The organism is Catenuloplanes niger (assembly GCF_031458255.1).
Classification (GTDB): Bacteria; Actinomycetota; Actinomycetes; order Mycobacteriales; family Micromonosporaceae; genus Catenuloplanes; species Catenuloplanes niger.
Genome location: NZ_JAVDYC010000001.1, coordinates 3,836,710 through 3,853,600 on the forward strand (window position 1 = coordinate 3,836,710; position 16,891 = coordinate 3,853,600).

Genomic DNA, 16,891 nt, shown 5'->3' on the forward strand with positions numbered 1-16,891 from the left:
TGGCGGCCCCGGTAGCGAAGGGCGGCGAGGTCGAACGCGCTCACTTGAGTGCCCTTTCGATGATCTCCGCGAGGGACTTCTGGATGTTCGGGCTGGTCAAGACCTTGAGTAGGACCGCGGCGAACGCGACTGCGGCGAGTGTGCCGACGGCGTACTCGGCGGTGTTCATCCCGGCGTCCCCGCGCAGCCGGCGGGAGAGCGAACGGATGCGGGTTCTGATCGGGGCGAGGAGCGATGTGATCATGGATGTTTCCTTTCTTCTGGCTGTTCACAGCAGGTCGTCGAGGACGGCGATGATCACCGGCGCGAGGCCGGCGAGGACGAAGGCGGGCAGGAAACAGAGGCCGAGTGGCAGCACCACGAGCACGCCGGCGCGATGGGCCGCCACCTGCGCGGCGATGGAACGATCGGCTCGCAGGTCGTCGGCGAGCCGGGTGAGCGCGCCCGCCAGCGCGGCACCGCTCGCGCTGGACCGGATCGCGGCCGCGACCAGACGGCCCGCGCCCGGCACCGGCGACAGGTAGGCCCACGCCTCTTCCGCCGGAGCGCCGAGCCGCAGTGACCGAGCCACCCGCGCGAGATGAAGGGCTAGCGGTCCGCCGAGCGCGTCCGCGACCGCGTCGGCGGCGCGGTCGACCGGCGCCCCCGCGCGAAGCGTGGCGGAGAGGAGGTCCGCGGCGAGCGGTAGATCGGCGATCGCCTGAAGTCGCAGCGCACGCATGCCGGCGGGTTCCAGCCGGCGCAGCATCAGGAACGTCCCGACAGCCGCAGCGGCACCGAACCCGATCCCGGCCGGCCCGCCGACCAGCAACGCCGCCGCAATGCCGCCGCCGAGCGCACCGGCGATCAGCATGAGCGGCCGCGGCCGCTCACCCCCGTCACCGCGCCGCGGAGCGGCTCGCCCGCCACCACCCGGCACCCCCCGCCCACCGTCGGAGCCTGCAACGGCCTGTCCCCCACCGGAATCCGAAACCGACTGCCCACCACCGCGGCCCGAAACGAACTGCCCACCGTCGTGGTGGGAGACGAACTGTTCGCCGTCTCCGAATGGCACCGCATGCTTGTCGATGTCCGGCATCCCGTGCCCACCAACGGTCGGCACCTCAGGCACACCGGGAGCCGGCATCGCGTGAACGCCGACGTTGATCGGCGGCGCGTGCCCGCCGCCACTGAGCGACATCGCATGTTCGCTCCCGCTGGCCGGCATGGCATTCCAGCCATCTCGTTCCCGCGAGGCGGCATCCCGGTCGGCCGCGTTCGGATCGGGCGTGCGGCTGATCCACTCCTCGTCGCCACGCGCGGCGTAATCCCGGTCTCGGGTTCCGAGATTTGCTGCCGGTGCGGATGCGGCGCTCGGCGGGTCTCCGTCCTCGGCCCTCACCGGAACCCGTGCCGCCACAGGAACCCTTGCCGCCGCAAGAAGCCGTGGCGCATCTGGACGTGACGCCGTGCCCGGACGTGAGCCCGCACCGGAGAGCCGCGCCGCACCCGACGGATGGGCCGCCTCCGACGGACGGGCCGCACCCGAAAGCCGCGCCGTGCCTGGAAGCGGCACCGCCTCGCGGAGTCGCACCGATGCTCGGTCCCCGGGTCTGTCGGACCGACGCTGAACGCCGGCGCAGAATGCCGCTCGCAGTGTGCTCGGAGAGGTGTTGAGGCGCCCAGTGATGAGGCCGGGCATCAAAGCCCCCTGGGCACGACCTGCCGTCTCGACCCCGGCCGCCGACCGGCGCCGAGACGCGTCATCGTCGCGCGCGACGTGCGGCACCGACGGCTGGTCGATGTCCGACGCCCGGCCGGTTCTGAGGAAGGCGATCGGCAGGTCGTGGGTGTCGGCGGCTGTGCGCTTCCGGTTCGCTGCCCCGCGCGGGGTCGCATCGGGCGAGCCCTGGTCGCCGGCGTACTCGGCGGAGATGGGCTCGGCCCGTGCGACGCCGCGCGGGGCTCGGAGAAGTCTTCTGTGCCGAAGCAGCTCCGGTGCCCACACACCGGCCAGCAATGCCGCTCCCGCCACGGCCGACAGCGCGATCACCCAGCTCACGACGCCGGTCCCCTGGTCACGGCGCTCACCCACGCCGACTTCGGAACATCGCGCATCGACGTCCCGCGGTCGGGCACCGTCCGCGCGACGGCGGCAACCGTGCGAGAGACCACCGCGGCGCCGGAAGCCACCAGCACGAAGGCTGCCCACACCGCACCGAACACCGCTACCAGGCGCAGATCCTCTGGCACTCGCGGAGCCGCTGGCACTCGCGGAGCCGCCACCGCGCGCAGAACCTCTGACAGACGCATAACGTCCGACAGGCGCAGAGCCACCGGCACGTGCGGAACCTGCGGCGCTCGCAGAACCGTCAGCACCCCCAGAACCGCCGGCACGCACAGAGCCGCCGCCGGGTGGGGAGTCACCGGCACGCGTGGGATGGCGGCCCGTACGGCTGGGCGGGATGGCCGGAAGGTGCCCGGTGGTGACGGCTGCCGGGTGCGGCGTCCCAGCAGGTCGGTGAGGAGCGGAAGGGGCACGTCGCAACCGGGTTGACGGGCGCCGGCGATCGGCAGGCCGCTGACGCAGCCGGTGGCAGTGCGGCGCGGGAAGAACGGCATCGGCGTGCCGCACCCGGCCGGCAGCGTCAGGGTCCGCGATCTCGGCGGCGGTGGCGGCCAGGACGGTGCGAACGGGGTCGGCGAGAGTGTGGTCATGGCGTGCTCCCTGAGGTGGCGAGCCGGTTGGCCCACGCCAGCCCGGCCGACTGGAGGATCACCGCGCCGGTGGCGCAGGCGGCACCGATCGGGGTGTGCAGCAGGACGTGCAGCGGGTCGACGCCGATGAACGCGCCCAGGACCAGGCCACCGGCCGGCAACGCCGCGAGCAGCCACGCGGTGGCGCGTGCACCGGCTGCCTCGGCGGCCGCGGCTGCCTGGCCACGTGCCATCGCGCGGGTGTCGGACTCGATGCGCTCGACGAGGTCGGCCAAGGGGGCGCCGGTGCGTTCCGCGAGTCGCCAGGCCGCCGTGGTGAGGCGCCCGATGCGCGGGTCCGGCAGCGCGGGCGGGTCGGTGTGCGGCAGCCCGGCCCGCAGGTCCGCAGCGAGCGTGCAGAGCATGTCGAGCGTCCGGGTGCGGGCCCGCACGGCGGATCGTGCCGCCTCCCGGCGCAGCACGCCGCGTATGCCGAGGCGGCAGTAGACGGCCACCAGCATGCCCACCGGCCCGGCGACGGCCAGCCCGGCCAGTGCGCCCATCCCGGCGACGGCGGACACCAGCAACCGTTGACCGCCACGGGTGCGTGGCATCCTCACCGGCCCGCGGAACACCGGCCGTCCCCCGTCCCGCGCGCCGGACGGAGCCGGCGACGGGCCCGGCGATGCGTCCGGCCGGCCGTCATCGACGTGCTCCGACAGGCCGCCGGCACGCGCCGGGATGCCAGCGGCACGCGGCGGGATGCCGGCGAGCTCGTCCGGTGCCCCCACCCCAGACCGACGTGCGTCGCCGCCGACCTCGCCCGGTGCGCTCGCACCGGACCGAGGTAGGTGGTCTCCGCCCACTTCCCGCGGTGCGTCGTCGGAGGCGGACGGTGTGGCCGGAATCGGCCCTGCCGGATCGGGGTCGGGTGCCGTGGAGGGCCGCTCGTCGTCGATCGGGGTGAAGCGGCCGGTGGCGCCGTCGAACCGGAAGGCGGCCGGCAGCCCGGTCCTGGCGGTGTCCTTCGCCGCCGCCTCCGCGAAGAGACCCGGCCGGGCCGGCGCGGTGTGCCGCTCGAGACCGGTGTGGGGGCGGAACCGGAACGCGACCAGACCGGCCAGCGCCGCCACCGTCGCGGCGAGCACCGAGATCGCCGCCCAGAACGTGCTCACGACACGTCCCCGCGGCCCGGGCGCGGCCGGGGCCGCAGTGGAGTCACGGCGGCCGTGACGGGCGCCGACACCGGCACCCGCAGCAGGTGCGGCACCGGTGTCTGCCGGTCGTCGAGCAACCGGGCCAGCTCGGTCGCGGCCGGTCCCGGACCGCGCCCGCGTTGCCACACCGTGCGGGTGGTCAGCAGCCGCTCCGGGCCGTCCGCGGCGAGCAGGGAGATCGAGTCCAGCATTCGGCCCCGGGTGGTGCGGCGGAGGTGCACCACCACCTGCAGCGCGGCCGCCACCTGCGCGTGCAGCGCCGCCCGCGGCAGACCGCCGACGATGCCGAGCGCCTCCAGCCGGGCGGGCACGTCGGCCGGCGCGTTCGCGTGGAGGGTGCCGGCGCCACCGTCGTGGCCGGTGTTGAGCGCGGCGAGCAGGTCGACGACCTCGGCGCCGCGGCACTCGCCGACGATCAGCCGGTCGGGGCGCATCCGCAGTGCCTGCCGGACCAGTGTGCGGAGGTCGACCGCGCCGGCGCCCTCCACGTTGGACGTGCGGGACTGCAGCGCGACGACGTGCGGGTGCCGGGGCCGCAGCTCGGCCGCGTCCTCGACGAGGACGATGCGCTCGGTGGGCGGCACCAGGCCGAGCAGCGTGTTCAGCATGGTGGTCTTGCCGGAGCCGGTGCCGCCGACCACCAGGTAGGCGAGCCGGGCGGAGACCACGGCGAGGAGGATCTCCGCGACCGGCCCGGGCAGCGTGCCCGCGAGCACGAGGTCCGCGAGTCGGTAGGGGCGTTGCCGGAACGTGCGCAACGACAGGTACGGCCCCGTGGTGGCGACCGGTGGCAGCACCGCGTGCACGCGGGTGCCGTCCGGCAGCCGGGCGTCGACGAACGGCTGCCCGTCGTCGAGGCGGCGGCCACAGCCGGCGGCGAGGCGCTGCGCGAGGCGGCGCACGTCGTCCGCCCCGCCCATCCGCACCGGTGCGCGGACCAGGCCGTGGCCCCGGTCGACCCACACGTCGGTCGCGTTGACCAGGATGTCCGTGACCGTCTCGTCGGCCAGCAGCGGCGTCAGCGGCCCGGCACCCACCAGGTCACCGCGGACCCGCTCGGCGAGGCGCAGCACCGCCCCGGGGTCGAGGCGGGCCGCGTCCGGATCGGTGCGCACGGCCGCGACCACGGCGTCCTCGGTCGCGTCCGCCCCGACCACGGTGAATCGCTCCCGCACCCGGGCGGAGAGCCCGGCCGCGCCGCTCATGCCGCCGTCCCCTCGGTGCCGCGGCCCGGGGGAACCGCGAGGAGGCGGCGGCAGAGGTCCGCCAGCGGGCCGTGCCCGTCGGCGGACGGCACTTCGCCGCGGGCCAGGGACGCGCGCAGCATGGGATCGCTCCGGTAGGACCCGGCGACCGGGAGGAGCGTGGTGCGTGCCACGTCGTCCTCGGTGAGCGTGTCGGCGGAGGCGTCTCGGACGACCGCGGAGAGACGCCGGCTGTGCGGCCGGGCGAGCGCCGCGACCCGGCTCGCGGCGAGGCAGGCGCGCAGCTCGGCGGGGACCACGACGAACGTCCGGTCGGCGCCGCGCAGGGCGGCCGCACCGGCCTCGCCGAGGTGCCGGGGCAGATCCACGATCACCAGGTCGCGCTCGCGCCGGCCGACGTCGACGCCGGTGACGACCGCGCCGGCGGGCAGGGAGCCGAGCGGGCCGGTGCGGCCGAACGGGTCGGTGCGGTCGAGCCCGAGCAGCACCAGCTCGCCGGGGCCGGGCCGGTCGACCTGCGGCCGGCCGAGCATGAGGTCGAGCCGGCCGCCGATCGGGTCGGTGTCGAGCAGCAGCACCCGCTTGCCGGACCGGGCCGCGGTGACCGCGAGGGTGACCACCAGCGTGCTGACGCCGGCACCGCCGCGTGCGCCGATGAACGCGAGGACGCGGCCGGGTGGCGCGGGCGGCGGCGTGCCGAGCCGGTCAACGAGCCAGCGCTCGGCGGCCGGGAGCACCGCGATGTGCTCGACGCCGAGCCGCGCGGCCAGGTCGGCCGGTGGATCGGCGACGGCGGTGCGGCCGACGAGCACGACGGCCCGGCGGCGGAGGCGGGCGCGGTCGAGCGGGACGGTCTGGTCGGGGCCGATCAGGACGACCGGCGCGTGCGCGTAGTGCGGGCGGGCGGCGACCGGGTCGGTGGCGACCTGGAGCTCGGTGCCGGCCACCGCGGCGAGCCGCAGCACATCGTCGAGGAGTGCCTCGTCGGCCGTGACGAGGAGTGGCCGGAAGCCGGTGCGAGCCATCGAGAACCCCCATGGACCGGGACGGACGTCGAGGGAAGACTCGCCGTTCGCGCACCCCGCCAGGACCCGCCTGTGGACGGGCGCCGGACCTGTGGACACCGTCCGAAACCATGGGTTGATCTGCTAAAGGCCCGCCAGCACCCACTGAGCGAACGTGAATGATGTTGGGTATGTTGGTCGCCAGTTCGGCGTTGGAGTGGTGCCCATGGAGATTGCAAGCGAGCTGTCCGCGGAGCCGGTCCCGGCCGGGCCTCTCGTCGTGGTCACGGTCGCGGGCGACATCGACTACACCAACTCCGACGAGATGGCCGGCGAGATCTGGAACGTGCTGGCGCGCCACGCCCCGGCCGCGATCCGGGTCGACCTCGCGGAGGCCACGTTCATCGACTCGACCGGTCTCGGCGCGCTGATCGCCGCCTACCGCGCGGCGGCGGACGCGGGCTGCGCGTTCACGGTCGCGGCACCGAGCCCCGCGTTCCGCCGGGTCCTGTCGATCACCGGCCTCAGCGATCTCTTCGGGGTGGATGAACCACCGGAACCCGCGGAACCACAAAGGACTGTAGAAAGGTGACGACCCCCGTCGGGGGGTGACGGGGGCCGTCCGGGGGTCCGACTCCGGGGGGGTCGAGCCGAACCCGCTCGGCAGTCACGGGGGGTGCAACCGCCGAGGGTCTTCGGGCGACGCCTGGAGAGACGTGAATCGGCGTCGCAAACTAAGGATGCCTGACGTCGACCGCACACGTCGAGTGGCGATCGCCTTATGACGCGCGACACGCCGGTTTGCGTACAACATCACAGGCAATCCACGCCGCCGTGCCGGGCCGTTCGCATGGTCACGTTAAACTCTGCTGCCGTGGGCCGAAGCGCCGCGTTTTTCGATCTCGACAAGACGGTCATCGCCAAGTCAAGCGCCTTGGCGTTCGGCCGTCCCTTCTACCGTGATGGGCTGATCACCCGGCGGGACGTCGTGAAGTCGGCGTACGCCCAGCTCATGTTCCGCCTCGGTGGCACCGACGAGCAGACCATGGCGCGCACCCGGGACTACCTGGCGCAGCTCTGCAAGGGCTGGTCCGTGGAGCAGGTCGGCCAGATCGTCACGGAGACGCTGCACGAGCTCATCCATCCGTACGTGTACGCCGAGGCCACCGCGCTGATCGCGGAGCACCAGGCGGCCGGGCGGGACGTCGTGCTGGTCTCCGCGTCCGGCGACGAGATGGTCCGCCCGATCGGCGAGCTGCTCGGCATCACCGACGTAATCGCCACCCGGATGGAGATCGTCGACGGGCGGTACAGCGGGCGGGTCGAGTTCTACGCGGCCGGGCCGGCCAAGGTCGAGGGCGTGAACCGGCTGGTCGAGGAGCGCGGCTACGACCTGTCCGAGTGCTATGCGTACTCGGATTCCAGCAGTGACCTGCCGCTGTTGGAGTGTGTCGGCCACCCGAGCGCGGTCAACCCGTCCCGCACGCTGCGCCGGGTCGCGATCGAGCGCGGCTGGCCGGTGCTCGAGTTCCGTCACCCGATCGCGATCGGCCGTCGGCTGCGCACCCAGCCGGCCGTCCCGATCACGGCCGCCGCGCTCAGCGTGGGGGTCGGCGTCGCCATCGGCATCGCGTGGTACGGCCGGATGCGCAAGTCCCGCACCGCCACCGCATAAGCTCCTACAACCTGTCTGAGCTGGGAAAACCAATCCAGCACCACGGGTAACACGATCCGCCAAGGCCCTGGCGATCAAGCCTGGGGCGGCGTAGAAAAAGGGAGCGGGCACGGGAGACCAGCCCCGCTCACGGCCACCGGGCACCCACGCGCGGCCCGCCGCGATAGGCACGTGGCATCGGCTCCTCCGGGACCGGTGCACACGACATACGGACACGCTTGATAACCCGGACCGGACGTGTGGTGACGGCGCCTCGTGATCGAGGCGCCGTCCACGTGCCACCACCCGAGCGTCCGATCGGGGCCTGGAAATAAAGGCATACTTGCGCAAATGAAGACACACTGGACCCGGCCTTACCCTCCGGGCGGTGGCCGGTGGCTCGTGATCGCCTGGGAGGCCGCGAGCATCACCGCCCTCGGCTGGACCAGCGACCGGCTCTTCGGGTTCGACACCACCGCAACGGTCATCTTCTCGCTGATCCTGGCCGCGGCCTGGGCGGTCGGCGCGGTGCGGATCGCGCGGATGGGCGTCTACGTCGGCGATCCCGGCGTCCGGGTCCGCGGCCTGTTCTGGACCCGCACGGTCCCCTGGTCCGACATCCACCGGTTCCGGATGCAGGACGTGACGTACCGAATCGGCACATTCCGCATCCCGAGTGGCCTGACCGTGGTGATCGACCGCCACGACGGCACCGAGATCAAGACCGAGCTGTGGGCGCAGGGCGTCGACTTCCACTCCCGCCCCGGCCTCTTCCGCCAGGTCTTCCACGAGCTGCGCGAGCGCCACGTCCTTCAGCTCGCCACGAACAACGCTTGACACCGACAAGAGCGGATGTTCCCGCTTCCGGCGTGGTCACCGTCCGCATGCTCCCGCGGGCACCGGTCGGCCGCGGGCGGCCTCCCTGCACGATCCGCGGGTGGTCACCGAACCCCACCACCGCCCGCCGGTGACCGAGGCCGGCGGCGCGCGAGCCCACGGTGGTGGGTGCCCGGTTCAGGCGGCCGCGAGGACCGCGTCGCCGATCGGGGCGATCTCGTCCGCGCCCGCCTCGACCGCGGCCGCGTAGTGCCGCAGCCAGGAGCGCAGGCCGTCCGGCGTGCCGGTGGCGAACGCGCCGGCCGCGCCGACGTACTCCGGTTGCCGGCGCAGGTGTCCCACCTCGACCGCGACCAGGCCGCGCGGGTCGAAGCCGGTGGACAGCAGCGTCAGCCGGGCGGCCGCGCGCGCGACCACGCCGGACGGGCCCTCGAACGGCCGCAGGTTCAGCAGCTCACCGTGCACGATCGCGGCCAGCACCAGCGGCGGCGCCTTCGTGCCGCCCGCGACCAGGCCCATCAGCGTGTCCAGCCGCGCCGCGACCACCGGATCCGCGACCGGCCGGCCCAGGTCGCCGTCCGCGATCACGCCACGCGCCGCGAGCACGTGCAGCCGGGCCAGCACCTGACGGGGCGCGGTCTGCCAGCGCGGCGCGAGCCCGTCCAGCGCACCGGTGACCCGCAGCGCGCCCTGCACGACCGGGTCGGTGACGGCGCCCCGCCGTACCGTCTCCAGGTCCTGATCCGCGCCCTCCAGGGCGGCACTGGCCACCGCCGCGCGCAGGCCGACCTCCGCGGCGACCTGACCACCCTTGCGGCGCAGGGCGCGGTGCCGCATCGCGGCGTCCACGTGATCACGCGCGGCGGTCACCGCCGATGCGACGTCGGCCAGGTCGAGCAGGGGTGCGAGGGGATCCACGGAGGGAGACGCTACCGCGCTGGTGGGGACGATTAGGAAAGACTTAGGGGAAATCGATCCGTAACAGTTCTTTCACCGGGGCGGGGGCGGTGCAAAGATCAACCGGTGGGCGCTCACCGTGCGCCATTCGGCGCGTACGGTGCCCGCTTATGGCTGCTCACCAGGACCGACGCTAGTCTCGGCGGAGACCTGGATCACACGGACGTCTGACGAGGAGTTCATCGATGAGTGAGACCTTGGCGAACCTTCTCAAGGAGGAGCGGACGTTCCCGCCGCCGGCCGCGCTCGCCGCGGAGGCCAACGTCACCGACGCCGCATACCAGCAGGCCGCGGACGACCGGCTGGCGTTCTGGGAGACGCAGGCCGGCCGCCTGGAGTGGTCGAAGCCGTGGGACCAGGTGCTCGACTGGTCCAACCCGCCGTTCGCGAAGTGGTTCGTCGGCGGCGAGCTGAACGTGGCCTACAACTGCCTGGACCGCCACGTCGCGGCCGGCAACGGCGGCAAGGTCGCGATCCACTGGGAGGGCGAGCCCGGCGACACCCGCACCATCACCTACGACGACCTGCTGACGTCGGTCTCGCAGGCGGCGAACTACCTCACCGAGCTGGGCATCACCGCCGGTGACCGGGTCGCGATCTACCTGCCGATGATCCCGGAGGCCGCGGTCGCGATGCTGGCCTGCGCGCGGCTCGGCGCCACGCACAGCGTGGTCTTCGGCGGCTTCTCGGCCGACTCGCTGAGCAACCGGATCAACGACGCGAGCGCGAAGCTGGTGATCACCGCGGACGGCGGTTACCGCCGCGGCAAGCCGTCCGGGCTCAAGTCGATCGTGGACGAGGCGCTGCAGAGCACGCCGAGCGTCGAGCACGTGCTGGTCGTCCGCCGCACCGGGCAGGAGGTCGCCTGGGGCGAGAAGGACCTGTGGTGGCACGAGACCGTGGAGCGGGCGCCGGCCGAGCACACGGCGCAGGCGTTCGACGCCGAGCACCCGCTGTTCATCCTCTACACGTCCGGCACCACGGCGAAGCCGAAGGGCATCCTGCACACCAGCGGCGGCTACCTCACCCAGGCCGCGTACACCCATCACGCGGTCTTCGACCTGAAGCCGGAGACGGACGTCCACTGGTGCACCGCGGACATCGGCTGGGTGACCGGGCACTCCTACATCGTGTACGGCCCGCTGGCCAACGGCGCGACCCAGGTGATGTACGAGGGGACGCCGGACACGCCGAGCAAGTCGCGGTTCTGGGAGATCGTCGACCGGTACAAGGTCACCATCCTCTACACCGCGCCGACGCTGATCCGCACCATGATGAAGTGGGGCGCGGACATCCCGGCCGGCTTCGACCTGTCCTCGCTGCGCATCCTGGGCAGCGTCGGCGAGCCGATCAACCCGGAGGCCTGGATCTGGTACCGGGAGACGATCGGGCACGGCACCACGCCGGTCGTGGACACCTGGTGGCAGACCGAGACCGGTGCCATCATGATCTCCCCGCTGCCGGGCGTGACCGCGACCAAGCCCGGCTCGGCCATGACGCCGCTGCCCGGCATCTCCGCGGACGTGGTCGACGACCAGGGCAAGTCCGTGCCGAACGGCGGCGGTGGCTACCTGGTGCTGCGCGAGCCGTGGCCGTCGATGCTGCGCACGATCTGGGGCGACGACAACCGCTTCGTGGAGACGTACTGGTCCCGGTTCGACGGCATGTACTTCGCCGGTGACGGCGCGAAGAAGGACGACGACGGCCACATCTGGCTGCTCGGCCGGGTCGACGACGTGATGCTGGTGTCCGGGCACAACATCTCCACCACCGAGGTCGAGTCCGCGCTGGTCTCGCACCCGTCGGTCGCGGAGGCCGCGGTCGTCGGCGCCACCGACCCGACCACCGGGCAGGCGATCGTCGCGTTCACCATCCCGCGCGGCAACGTCGACACCTCCGGCGAGGCCGGCGAGGCGCTGATCCAGGAGCTGCGCAACCACGTGGCGAAGACGCTCGGCCCGATCGCGAAGCCCCGCCAGATCATGCTGGTCGCGGAGCTGCCGAAGACCCGCTCCGGCAAGATCATGCGTCGTCTGCTGCGTGACGTGGCGGAGCACCGCTCACTCGGCGACGTCACCACGCTCCAGGACTCCACGGTGATGGACCTGATCGCCAGCGGCATGCAGGACAGCAAGTCGGACGACTGACCCAAAACCCGATCGGGGGTACGGATTCGAATCCGTACCCTCGAATTGTTTTTCGGTGTTCTCCTAGTGGGCACCCCGGATGCGGTTTTTGGTCGCGGCCCTACTCTTAGCCCATGACTGACGACGCTAGCGTGCTGATCGAAGGGCCGTGGACGCACCGGTTCGTCGGCGCCAACGGCAGCAGGTTCCACGTCGTCGAGGCCGGCACCGGACCGCTCGTGCTGTTCCTGCACGGATTTCCGGAGTTCTGGTGGGCCTGGCACCGGATCCTGCCGATGGTCGCGGACGCCGGGTTCCGCGCGGTCGCGATGGACCTGCGCGGCTACGGCGCCAGCGACAAACCACCGCGCGGGTACGACGGATACACGCTCGCCGCGGACGTCGCCGGCACCATCCGCGCGCTCGGTGAGCGATCCGCCGTCCTGGTCGGCGCCGGGGCCGGTGGCATGATCGGCTGGACGACCGCGTCGTTCCACCCGCAGATGGTCAGCCGGCTGGTCGTGATGGGCGCCGCGCACCCGCTGCGGCTGCGCGCCGCGCTCTTCTCCGACCCGCGCGGCCAGGTCGCCGCCGCCACCCACACGCTCAAATACCAGCTCCCGCGGTACGAGCACGTGCTGACCCGGGACAACGGCGCCGAGGTCGGCAACCTGCTGCGACGCTGGGGCGGCCGCGAGTGGGTGAACAGCGCGGACTTCGCCGACTACGAGGCGCGCTGCCGGGAGGCGATCACCATCCCGCAGGCCGCGTTCTGCGCGATGGAGGGCTACCGGTGGGCGTTCCGGGCCGGGCTGCGCCTGCACGGCTACCGGTTCGTGAAGCTGATGCAGAAGCCGCTGGTCACCCCGACGCTGCAGCTGCACGGCACCCAGGACCAGGCGATCCTGCCCCGGACCGCACAGGGCTCCAGCCGGTACGTGCGGTCCTCCTACGAGTGGCTCCCGCTGCGCGGCGTCGGCCATTTCCCGCACCAGGAGGTCCCGGAGCTGGTCACGTCCGAGATCCTGCGCTGGGCTAAGTGACTGGTCGTCGCTCCGCTCCTCCGGCTCGGCGCCGGGCCTCACGTGGGCGGTGCAGGCGGTGGGTGGGCGGCCTTCAGATGCGGTTCTCGCGCAGGTCGGTGACGGCGGACAGCGGCGCCCAGCCCTGGTAGACGCCGAAGTCGAACTCCTCCAGGCCGAGCGCCCGCGCGGTCGGGGCCTTGCCGCCGGTGTACTCCACCCGCAGCCAGCCGTCGGCCTCGCCCAGCACGATGAACGGCTCGCCCTGCCAGGTGCAGGTGGTCCGCACGTACATCAGGTCGTCGACCTCGGACGCGTTCAGCACCCGCACGTACCGTCCCGGACGCACCTCGGAGAACCCGTCGCCGGCCTGCGGCTGGTAGATGCGCACGTTGTCGCCGTCCGGGCTGGCCTCGTACTCGCGGCCCTGGTAGCGGGCCACGTAGCCGTCGCGCATCAGTTCTCGCCGACCTTTCGCCACGTCATCGCGTCCGTGTCGAGCAGGGCGAGCAGCGTCTGCCGGCCGGACCGGTCCATGATCCACAGCTCGGAGCCGTGCGGCAGGCGCACGCTGTCGACCTTGAACTCGGCGATCACGTCGGAGCTGTCGCCGGGCGCGAACCCGTTGCCGCGGAACGGTGGGCGCTCGATCACCCAGCCCTCCATCGCGCGCATCGCGTTCTCGTTCTGGCCGCCGTACGGGATCCGGTACAGCGTCGGCCGGTACGCCGGCCAGCGCAGCACGTGCACCGAGTCCGCGTCCGACCGGAACGGCGAGCCCGGGTAGAGCAGGCCCAGCGCGGCCAGCAGCTGACCCGGCGTGCTCAGGTGCTCGACCTCGTTCGCCCGGTGCAGGAAGCCGGACACCCGGTCGTACCCGCGGTTCAGGAAGTAGTCGACCTGCTCCGGCGAGACCGCCTTCTGCATCACGGTCGGCGTGTTCGGATCCGGCGGGCGGGACACCGGCGCGGGCGTCTCCGCCACACGCACCGGCTCCGGCGTCGGCTCGACGAACTCCTCCGGCTCACTCTCCTCGCCGAGGCCGACCTCCTTGGCCCAGCTGGCCAGCGCCACGATCTGGCTGCCCGGCAGCGTCGCGCCGACCGGGCTGCCCGGGTTGACCGCGAACGACAGGCCCGGGTCCGGCCAGTGGCGGATCAGGTGCGCGAACTTCACCGAGACGGTCTCGATCGCCTCACCGCCGAACAGGTGCTCGGCGAGGCGCTCCGCGGAGGTGTAGACCACCACGTACCGCTCGCCGTCCAGCATGTCGGTGCGCCACGCGAAGTCCGGGTCGCCCGGACGCCCACCGGACGCGGACGTGCCCGGCTTGAGCGGCAGCATGACGCGGGCCAGCAGCAGCGTGGACAGGAACGAGTCGGTGCTGCCGTCACCGGCGGCCGCGAGGAGCTCCTCCTCGACCTCGTTCGCGGGCACGAAACCGGCCAGGTCCGGCGGCGGCGCGCTCTGCGACTCCGGCCGGTACGCGGGCGTCGGCGCCGGCGAGAACGGGCGGTCCGGGTCCGGGGTGTAGCCGGCGTCCGGCTGCGCCGAGGCGTAGGCGGGCGCGCCGGCACCGTAGGCGGGTGCCTCGCCGGGCGCGGCCCAGACGTGCGGCGCGCGCTGCTCCGCCGGAGCCGGGCTCGGCTGGGTGGAGCCCCGCAGGTAGTCGGTGGCCTCCTCGACCGGCACCGCACCGCCGTAGACGGTCGGCGTGCTGCTCGCCTGCCGGCGCGGCAGGCCGCCGGGGCCGACCGCGGGCGCCTCGTCGGCCGCCGACGCCTCGGTGCCCTCTGACGCCGGCGCACCGGGCGCGGGCGACGTCGGCCGGGACGGCAGCGGATCCGCACCCGGACGGGACGGAAGGGCCTCCGCACCGGGACGGGACGGGAAGGCATCCGAACCCGGACGGGACGGGACGGCGTCCTCGCTCGGACGGGAGGGAAGGGCGTCCGTGCCGGAACGGGACGGGACGGGATCCGCGCCCGGCCAGGCGGGCGACGGGTCGTTGCCCGGACGGCCGGTCAGCGCGTCGCCACCGGGCCGGGTCGGCAGCGGCTCGGCGCCCGGCCGAGACAGCGGCGAGTCGAACCCGGGGCGGGACAACGCATCCGGGCCCGGGCCGGCCGGTGAGGCGGGGACGGGACGGGACGGCAGCCCGCCGGAGGCGGCCGAACCGGCCGTCAGCGGGTCCGCGGAGGGGCCGGACCCGAAGGCCGGACGAGATCCGAGCGCATCAGCAGCCGACGACCGGGACCCCAGCGCGTCCGCAGCCGACGACCGGGCGCCCAGCGCGTCCGCCGCTGAGGGCCGGGAACCCAGCGCATCAGCAGCTGACGACCGAGACCCGAGCGCGTCCGCGGCCGACGACCGGGAACCCAGCGCATCGGCAGCCGACGGGCGCTTGGGCAGCGATTCGCCGTTCGGCGGCCGCTTCGGCAACGGCTCCAGGCTGCTGTCCGCGCCGGATCGCTCCGGGAAGCCATTGCCGGACCGCTCCGGGAAGCCGTTGATGTCCGGCCGTGCCGAGAGTCCATTGGTGTCCGGCCGCGCCGGCAGACCGCCCGCGTCGGGACGCTGCGGCAGGCCACCGAACTCCGGGCGCGGCGAGACGCCGTTGCTCTCCGGACGGCCGGCGAAGGCACCGGACTCCGCGCGCTGCGGGAAACCGCCGGCCTCCGAAGGCGCCGGGAACCCACCGGGCTCGGGCCGCTGCGGCAGCCCACCGCCGGCCTCCGGCCGGGACGGGAACCCACCGGCGTCGGGACGCGGCGAGAAGCCGCCCGGCTCCGGGCGCTGCGGAAGACCGTTACCGTCCGGCCGCGGCGCGTCGGCACGGGTGGTCAGCGGGTCGTACCCCGCCGGCCGGAACGGCGCCGGAGCACCGTTCTCCGGTCGCGGCGGGTCGCCACCACCGGGCCGAACCGGGAATCCACCGCTCGCCGCCGGGTCGGACGGCGCCGGGCGGGACGGCAGCGCACCCGCGGGCGGCAGCGGCGCGAACCCCGGCGGGCGGGTGTCCGCGGCCGGCGCGTCGGCCTGCGACCGCGCACCCGGCGCACCCGGGAGCGGCCGCCGTGGCAGCCCGTCCCCTTCGGCCCGGGGCGGGAACGCGTCCGCCGCACCGGAGCGGGCACCGTACCGTGGCGGTGTGTTGTCCCCGTTCGGCCCGAACGTCTCCGTCGGCCTGGTCGGCAACGGCTCGACGCCGCCGGGCCGGGACGCGAACGTGCCTTCTTCCGCCGCCGGCGCGGGGCCGCCGGGCAGCACCGGGAACCCGCCGCTCGACGCGGGAGAACCGGGCGATCCGGGCGGTGCCAGCGGTGTCACGGGCGTCGGGCGTACGGCCGGTGTGGCCTCGCCCGGCTTGGCGTCGCCACCGGCCGGCCGGCGCGGCAACCCGTCCGGCCCGATCGCGGGCGCGAGCAACGCGGCCGGTGACTCCGGTTCCGGGCGGGACGGCGGCGTGCTCGCCGGTGCCGCGGCCCAGCGGGACGGGCCGGAGAAGTCTGCTGCCGGGGCGGCTTCCGCCTCCGGGCTCGCGGGCGCTTCGCTGCTGGTGATCAGCCCGTTGCCGCTGAGCGTGCCGGGCGAGTGGCTCGCGCCGGGCGCGGCCAGCGCGGCCGCCACCTCGTCCTCGCTCGGCCGGGTCATGCCGGGCACGGACGCGGTGGCCCGGGCGCGGTTCGCGCTGTCCGCCTTCATCAGGCGGGCGCGCGCGCCCATGGTGCGGCCCGGCAGCCGCACGTCGCCGCTGGCGAGCTGAGCCACGAACCAGGCCGGGAGGTAACCCTCGATCGACAGGCCGGGGTTGACCGCGAGCCACCAGTCCTCATTGGGCCAGCCGGACGCGAGGTCCCGGTAGGCCACGTGACGCGTCGACCCGGCGTGTTGGGCGAGGCAGGCCGCGAGGGCCGCGGCCGAGGTGAAGGCGAGCACGTGCGTGCGGCCACCGGTGGTCCACGTGCCCCAGCTCGGCGGTCCACCGGCCGGCGCGTCACCGGAGACCGGCAGCAGCAGCTCCGTGCGCGCGAGCACCTGGAAATAGGCTTCCTGGTCCTCCTTCCGGAGGGCCTCCCGCATGGCCGCTTCGGCCTCGGTGGCCGGCTCCCAGTCGGTCACGGCCACCTCCCTTCACCCATCAGGCCAGACGCATTCGCGTACAACCTACAAGGTAGATCCAAGATCACAAC

Annotated in this window: 14 protein-coding genes; 5 read left to right on the forward strand and 9 right to left on the reverse strand. The window is 73.7% G+C overall.

Features of this window, described 5'->3' with window-relative positions:
• Positions 1–40: 40 nt before the first annotated feature.
• The 6 genes from J2S44_RS16725 to J2S44_RS16750 all read right to left on the reverse strand — a co-directional run bounded on the left by J2S44_RS16725 (position 41) and on the right by J2S44_RS16750 (position 6,123).
• Complete coding sequence (locus tag J2S44_RS16725; RefSeq protein ID WP_310414486.1) at positions 41–244, reverse strand: DUF4244 domain-containing protein; 204 nt, start codon at positions 242–244, stop codon at positions 41–43.
• 24 nt (positions 245–268) lie between these two features.
• Entirely contained in the window at positions 269–919 is a 651-nt protein-coding gene (locus J2S44_RS16730; protein WP_374727988.1) for a type II secretion system F family protein, read from the reverse strand.
• Positions 920–2,037: 1,118 nt separating this feature from the next.
• Complete coding sequence (locus tag J2S44_RS16735) at positions 2,038–2,697, reverse strand: hypothetical protein (RefSeq protein ID WP_310414489.1); 660 nt, start codon at positions 2,695–2,697, stop codon at positions 2,038–2,040.
• Positions 2,694–3,851 (reverse strand): type II secretion system F family protein, encoded by a 1,158-nt coding sequence (locus J2S44_RS16740; protein WP_310414492.1) that lies wholly within the window; start codon positions 3,849–3,851, stop codon positions 2,694–2,696. Before J2S44_RS16740 ends, J2S44_RS16735 begins: the two co-directional genes overlap by 4 nt.
• Complete coding sequence (locus tag J2S44_RS16745; RefSeq protein WP_310414496.1) at positions 3,848–5,098, reverse strand: TadA family conjugal transfer-associated ATPase; 1,251 nt, start codon at positions 5,096–5,098, stop codon at positions 3,848–3,850. The genes J2S44_RS16740 and J2S44_RS16745 overlap by 4 nt, the downstream gene beginning before the upstream one ends.
• The gene (locus tag J2S44_RS16750; RefSeq protein ID WP_310414499.1) at positions 5,095–6,123 is read right to left on the reverse strand and encodes a nucleotide-binding protein; all 1,029 of its coding nucleotides are present in this window, start codon (positions 6,121–6,123) and stop codon (positions 5,095–5,097) included. Before J2S44_RS16750 ends, J2S44_RS16745 begins: the two co-directional genes overlap by 4 nt.
• Before the next feature lie 205 nt (positions 6,124–6,328).
• Between J2S44_RS16750 and J2S44_RS16755 the strand changes: the two genes are divergently transcribed.
• The 3 genes from J2S44_RS16755 (at position 6,329) to J2S44_RS16765 (ending at position 8,593) form a co-directional block, all read left to right on the forward strand.
• The gene (locus J2S44_RS16755) at positions 6,329–6,694 is read left to right on the forward strand and encodes an STAS domain-containing protein (protein WP_310414503.1); all 366 of its coding nucleotides are present in this window, start codon (positions 6,329–6,331) and stop codon (positions 6,692–6,694) included.
• A 282-nt stretch (positions 6,695–6,976) separates the two neighbouring features.
• Positions 6,977–7,777, forward strand: coding sequence for an HAD family hydrolase (locus tag J2S44_RS16760; RefSeq protein ID WP_310414506.1), 801 nt, complete (start codon positions 6,977–6,979; stop codon positions 7,775–7,777).
• Positions 7,778–8,107: 330 nt separating this feature from the next.
• Positions 8,108–8,593, forward strand: coding sequence for a PH domain-containing protein (locus J2S44_RS16765; RefSeq protein ID WP_310414509.1), 486 nt, complete (start codon positions 8,108–8,110; stop codon positions 8,591–8,593).
• 177 nt (positions 8,594–8,770) lie between these two features.
• Here the strand turns inward: J2S44_RS16765 and J2S44_RS16770 are convergent, their stop codons facing one another.
• Positions 8,771–9,511 (reverse strand): Fic family protein, encoded by a 741-nt coding sequence (locus J2S44_RS16770; RefSeq protein ID WP_374727854.1) that lies wholly within the window; start codon positions 9,509–9,511, stop codon positions 8,771–8,773.
• Positions 9,512–9,735: 224 nt separating this feature from the next.
• Between J2S44_RS16770 and acs the strand changes: the two genes are divergently transcribed.
• Positions 9,736–11,697: an acetate--CoA ligase gene (gene acs / locus J2S44_RS16775; protein ID WP_310414512.1), complete on the forward strand. Its 1,962-nt coding sequence runs from the start codon at positions 9,736–9,738 to the stop codon at positions 11,695–11,697.
• A gap of 113 nt (positions 11,698–11,810) precedes the next feature.
• A complete protein-coding gene (locus J2S44_RS16780) occupies positions 11,811–12,719 on the forward strand; it encodes an alpha/beta fold hydrolase (RefSeq protein WP_310414515.1) in 909 nt (302 codons plus the stop codon).
• Between the two features lie 73 nt (positions 12,720–12,792).
• Here the strand turns inward: J2S44_RS16780 and J2S44_RS16785 are convergent, their stop codons facing one another.
• A complete protein-coding gene (locus J2S44_RS16785) occupies positions 12,793–13,158 on the reverse strand; it encodes a UCP033725 family protein (RefSeq protein WP_307248873.1) in 366 nt (121 codons plus the stop codon).
• Positions 13,155–16,820, reverse strand: coding sequence for an SseB family protein (locus tag J2S44_RS16790; protein ID WP_310414518.1), 3,666 nt, complete (start codon positions 16,818–16,820; stop codon positions 13,155–13,157). The genes J2S44_RS16785 and J2S44_RS16790 overlap by 4 nt, the downstream gene beginning before the upstream one ends.
• Between the last annotated feature and the right edge of the window lie 71 nt (positions 16,821–16,891).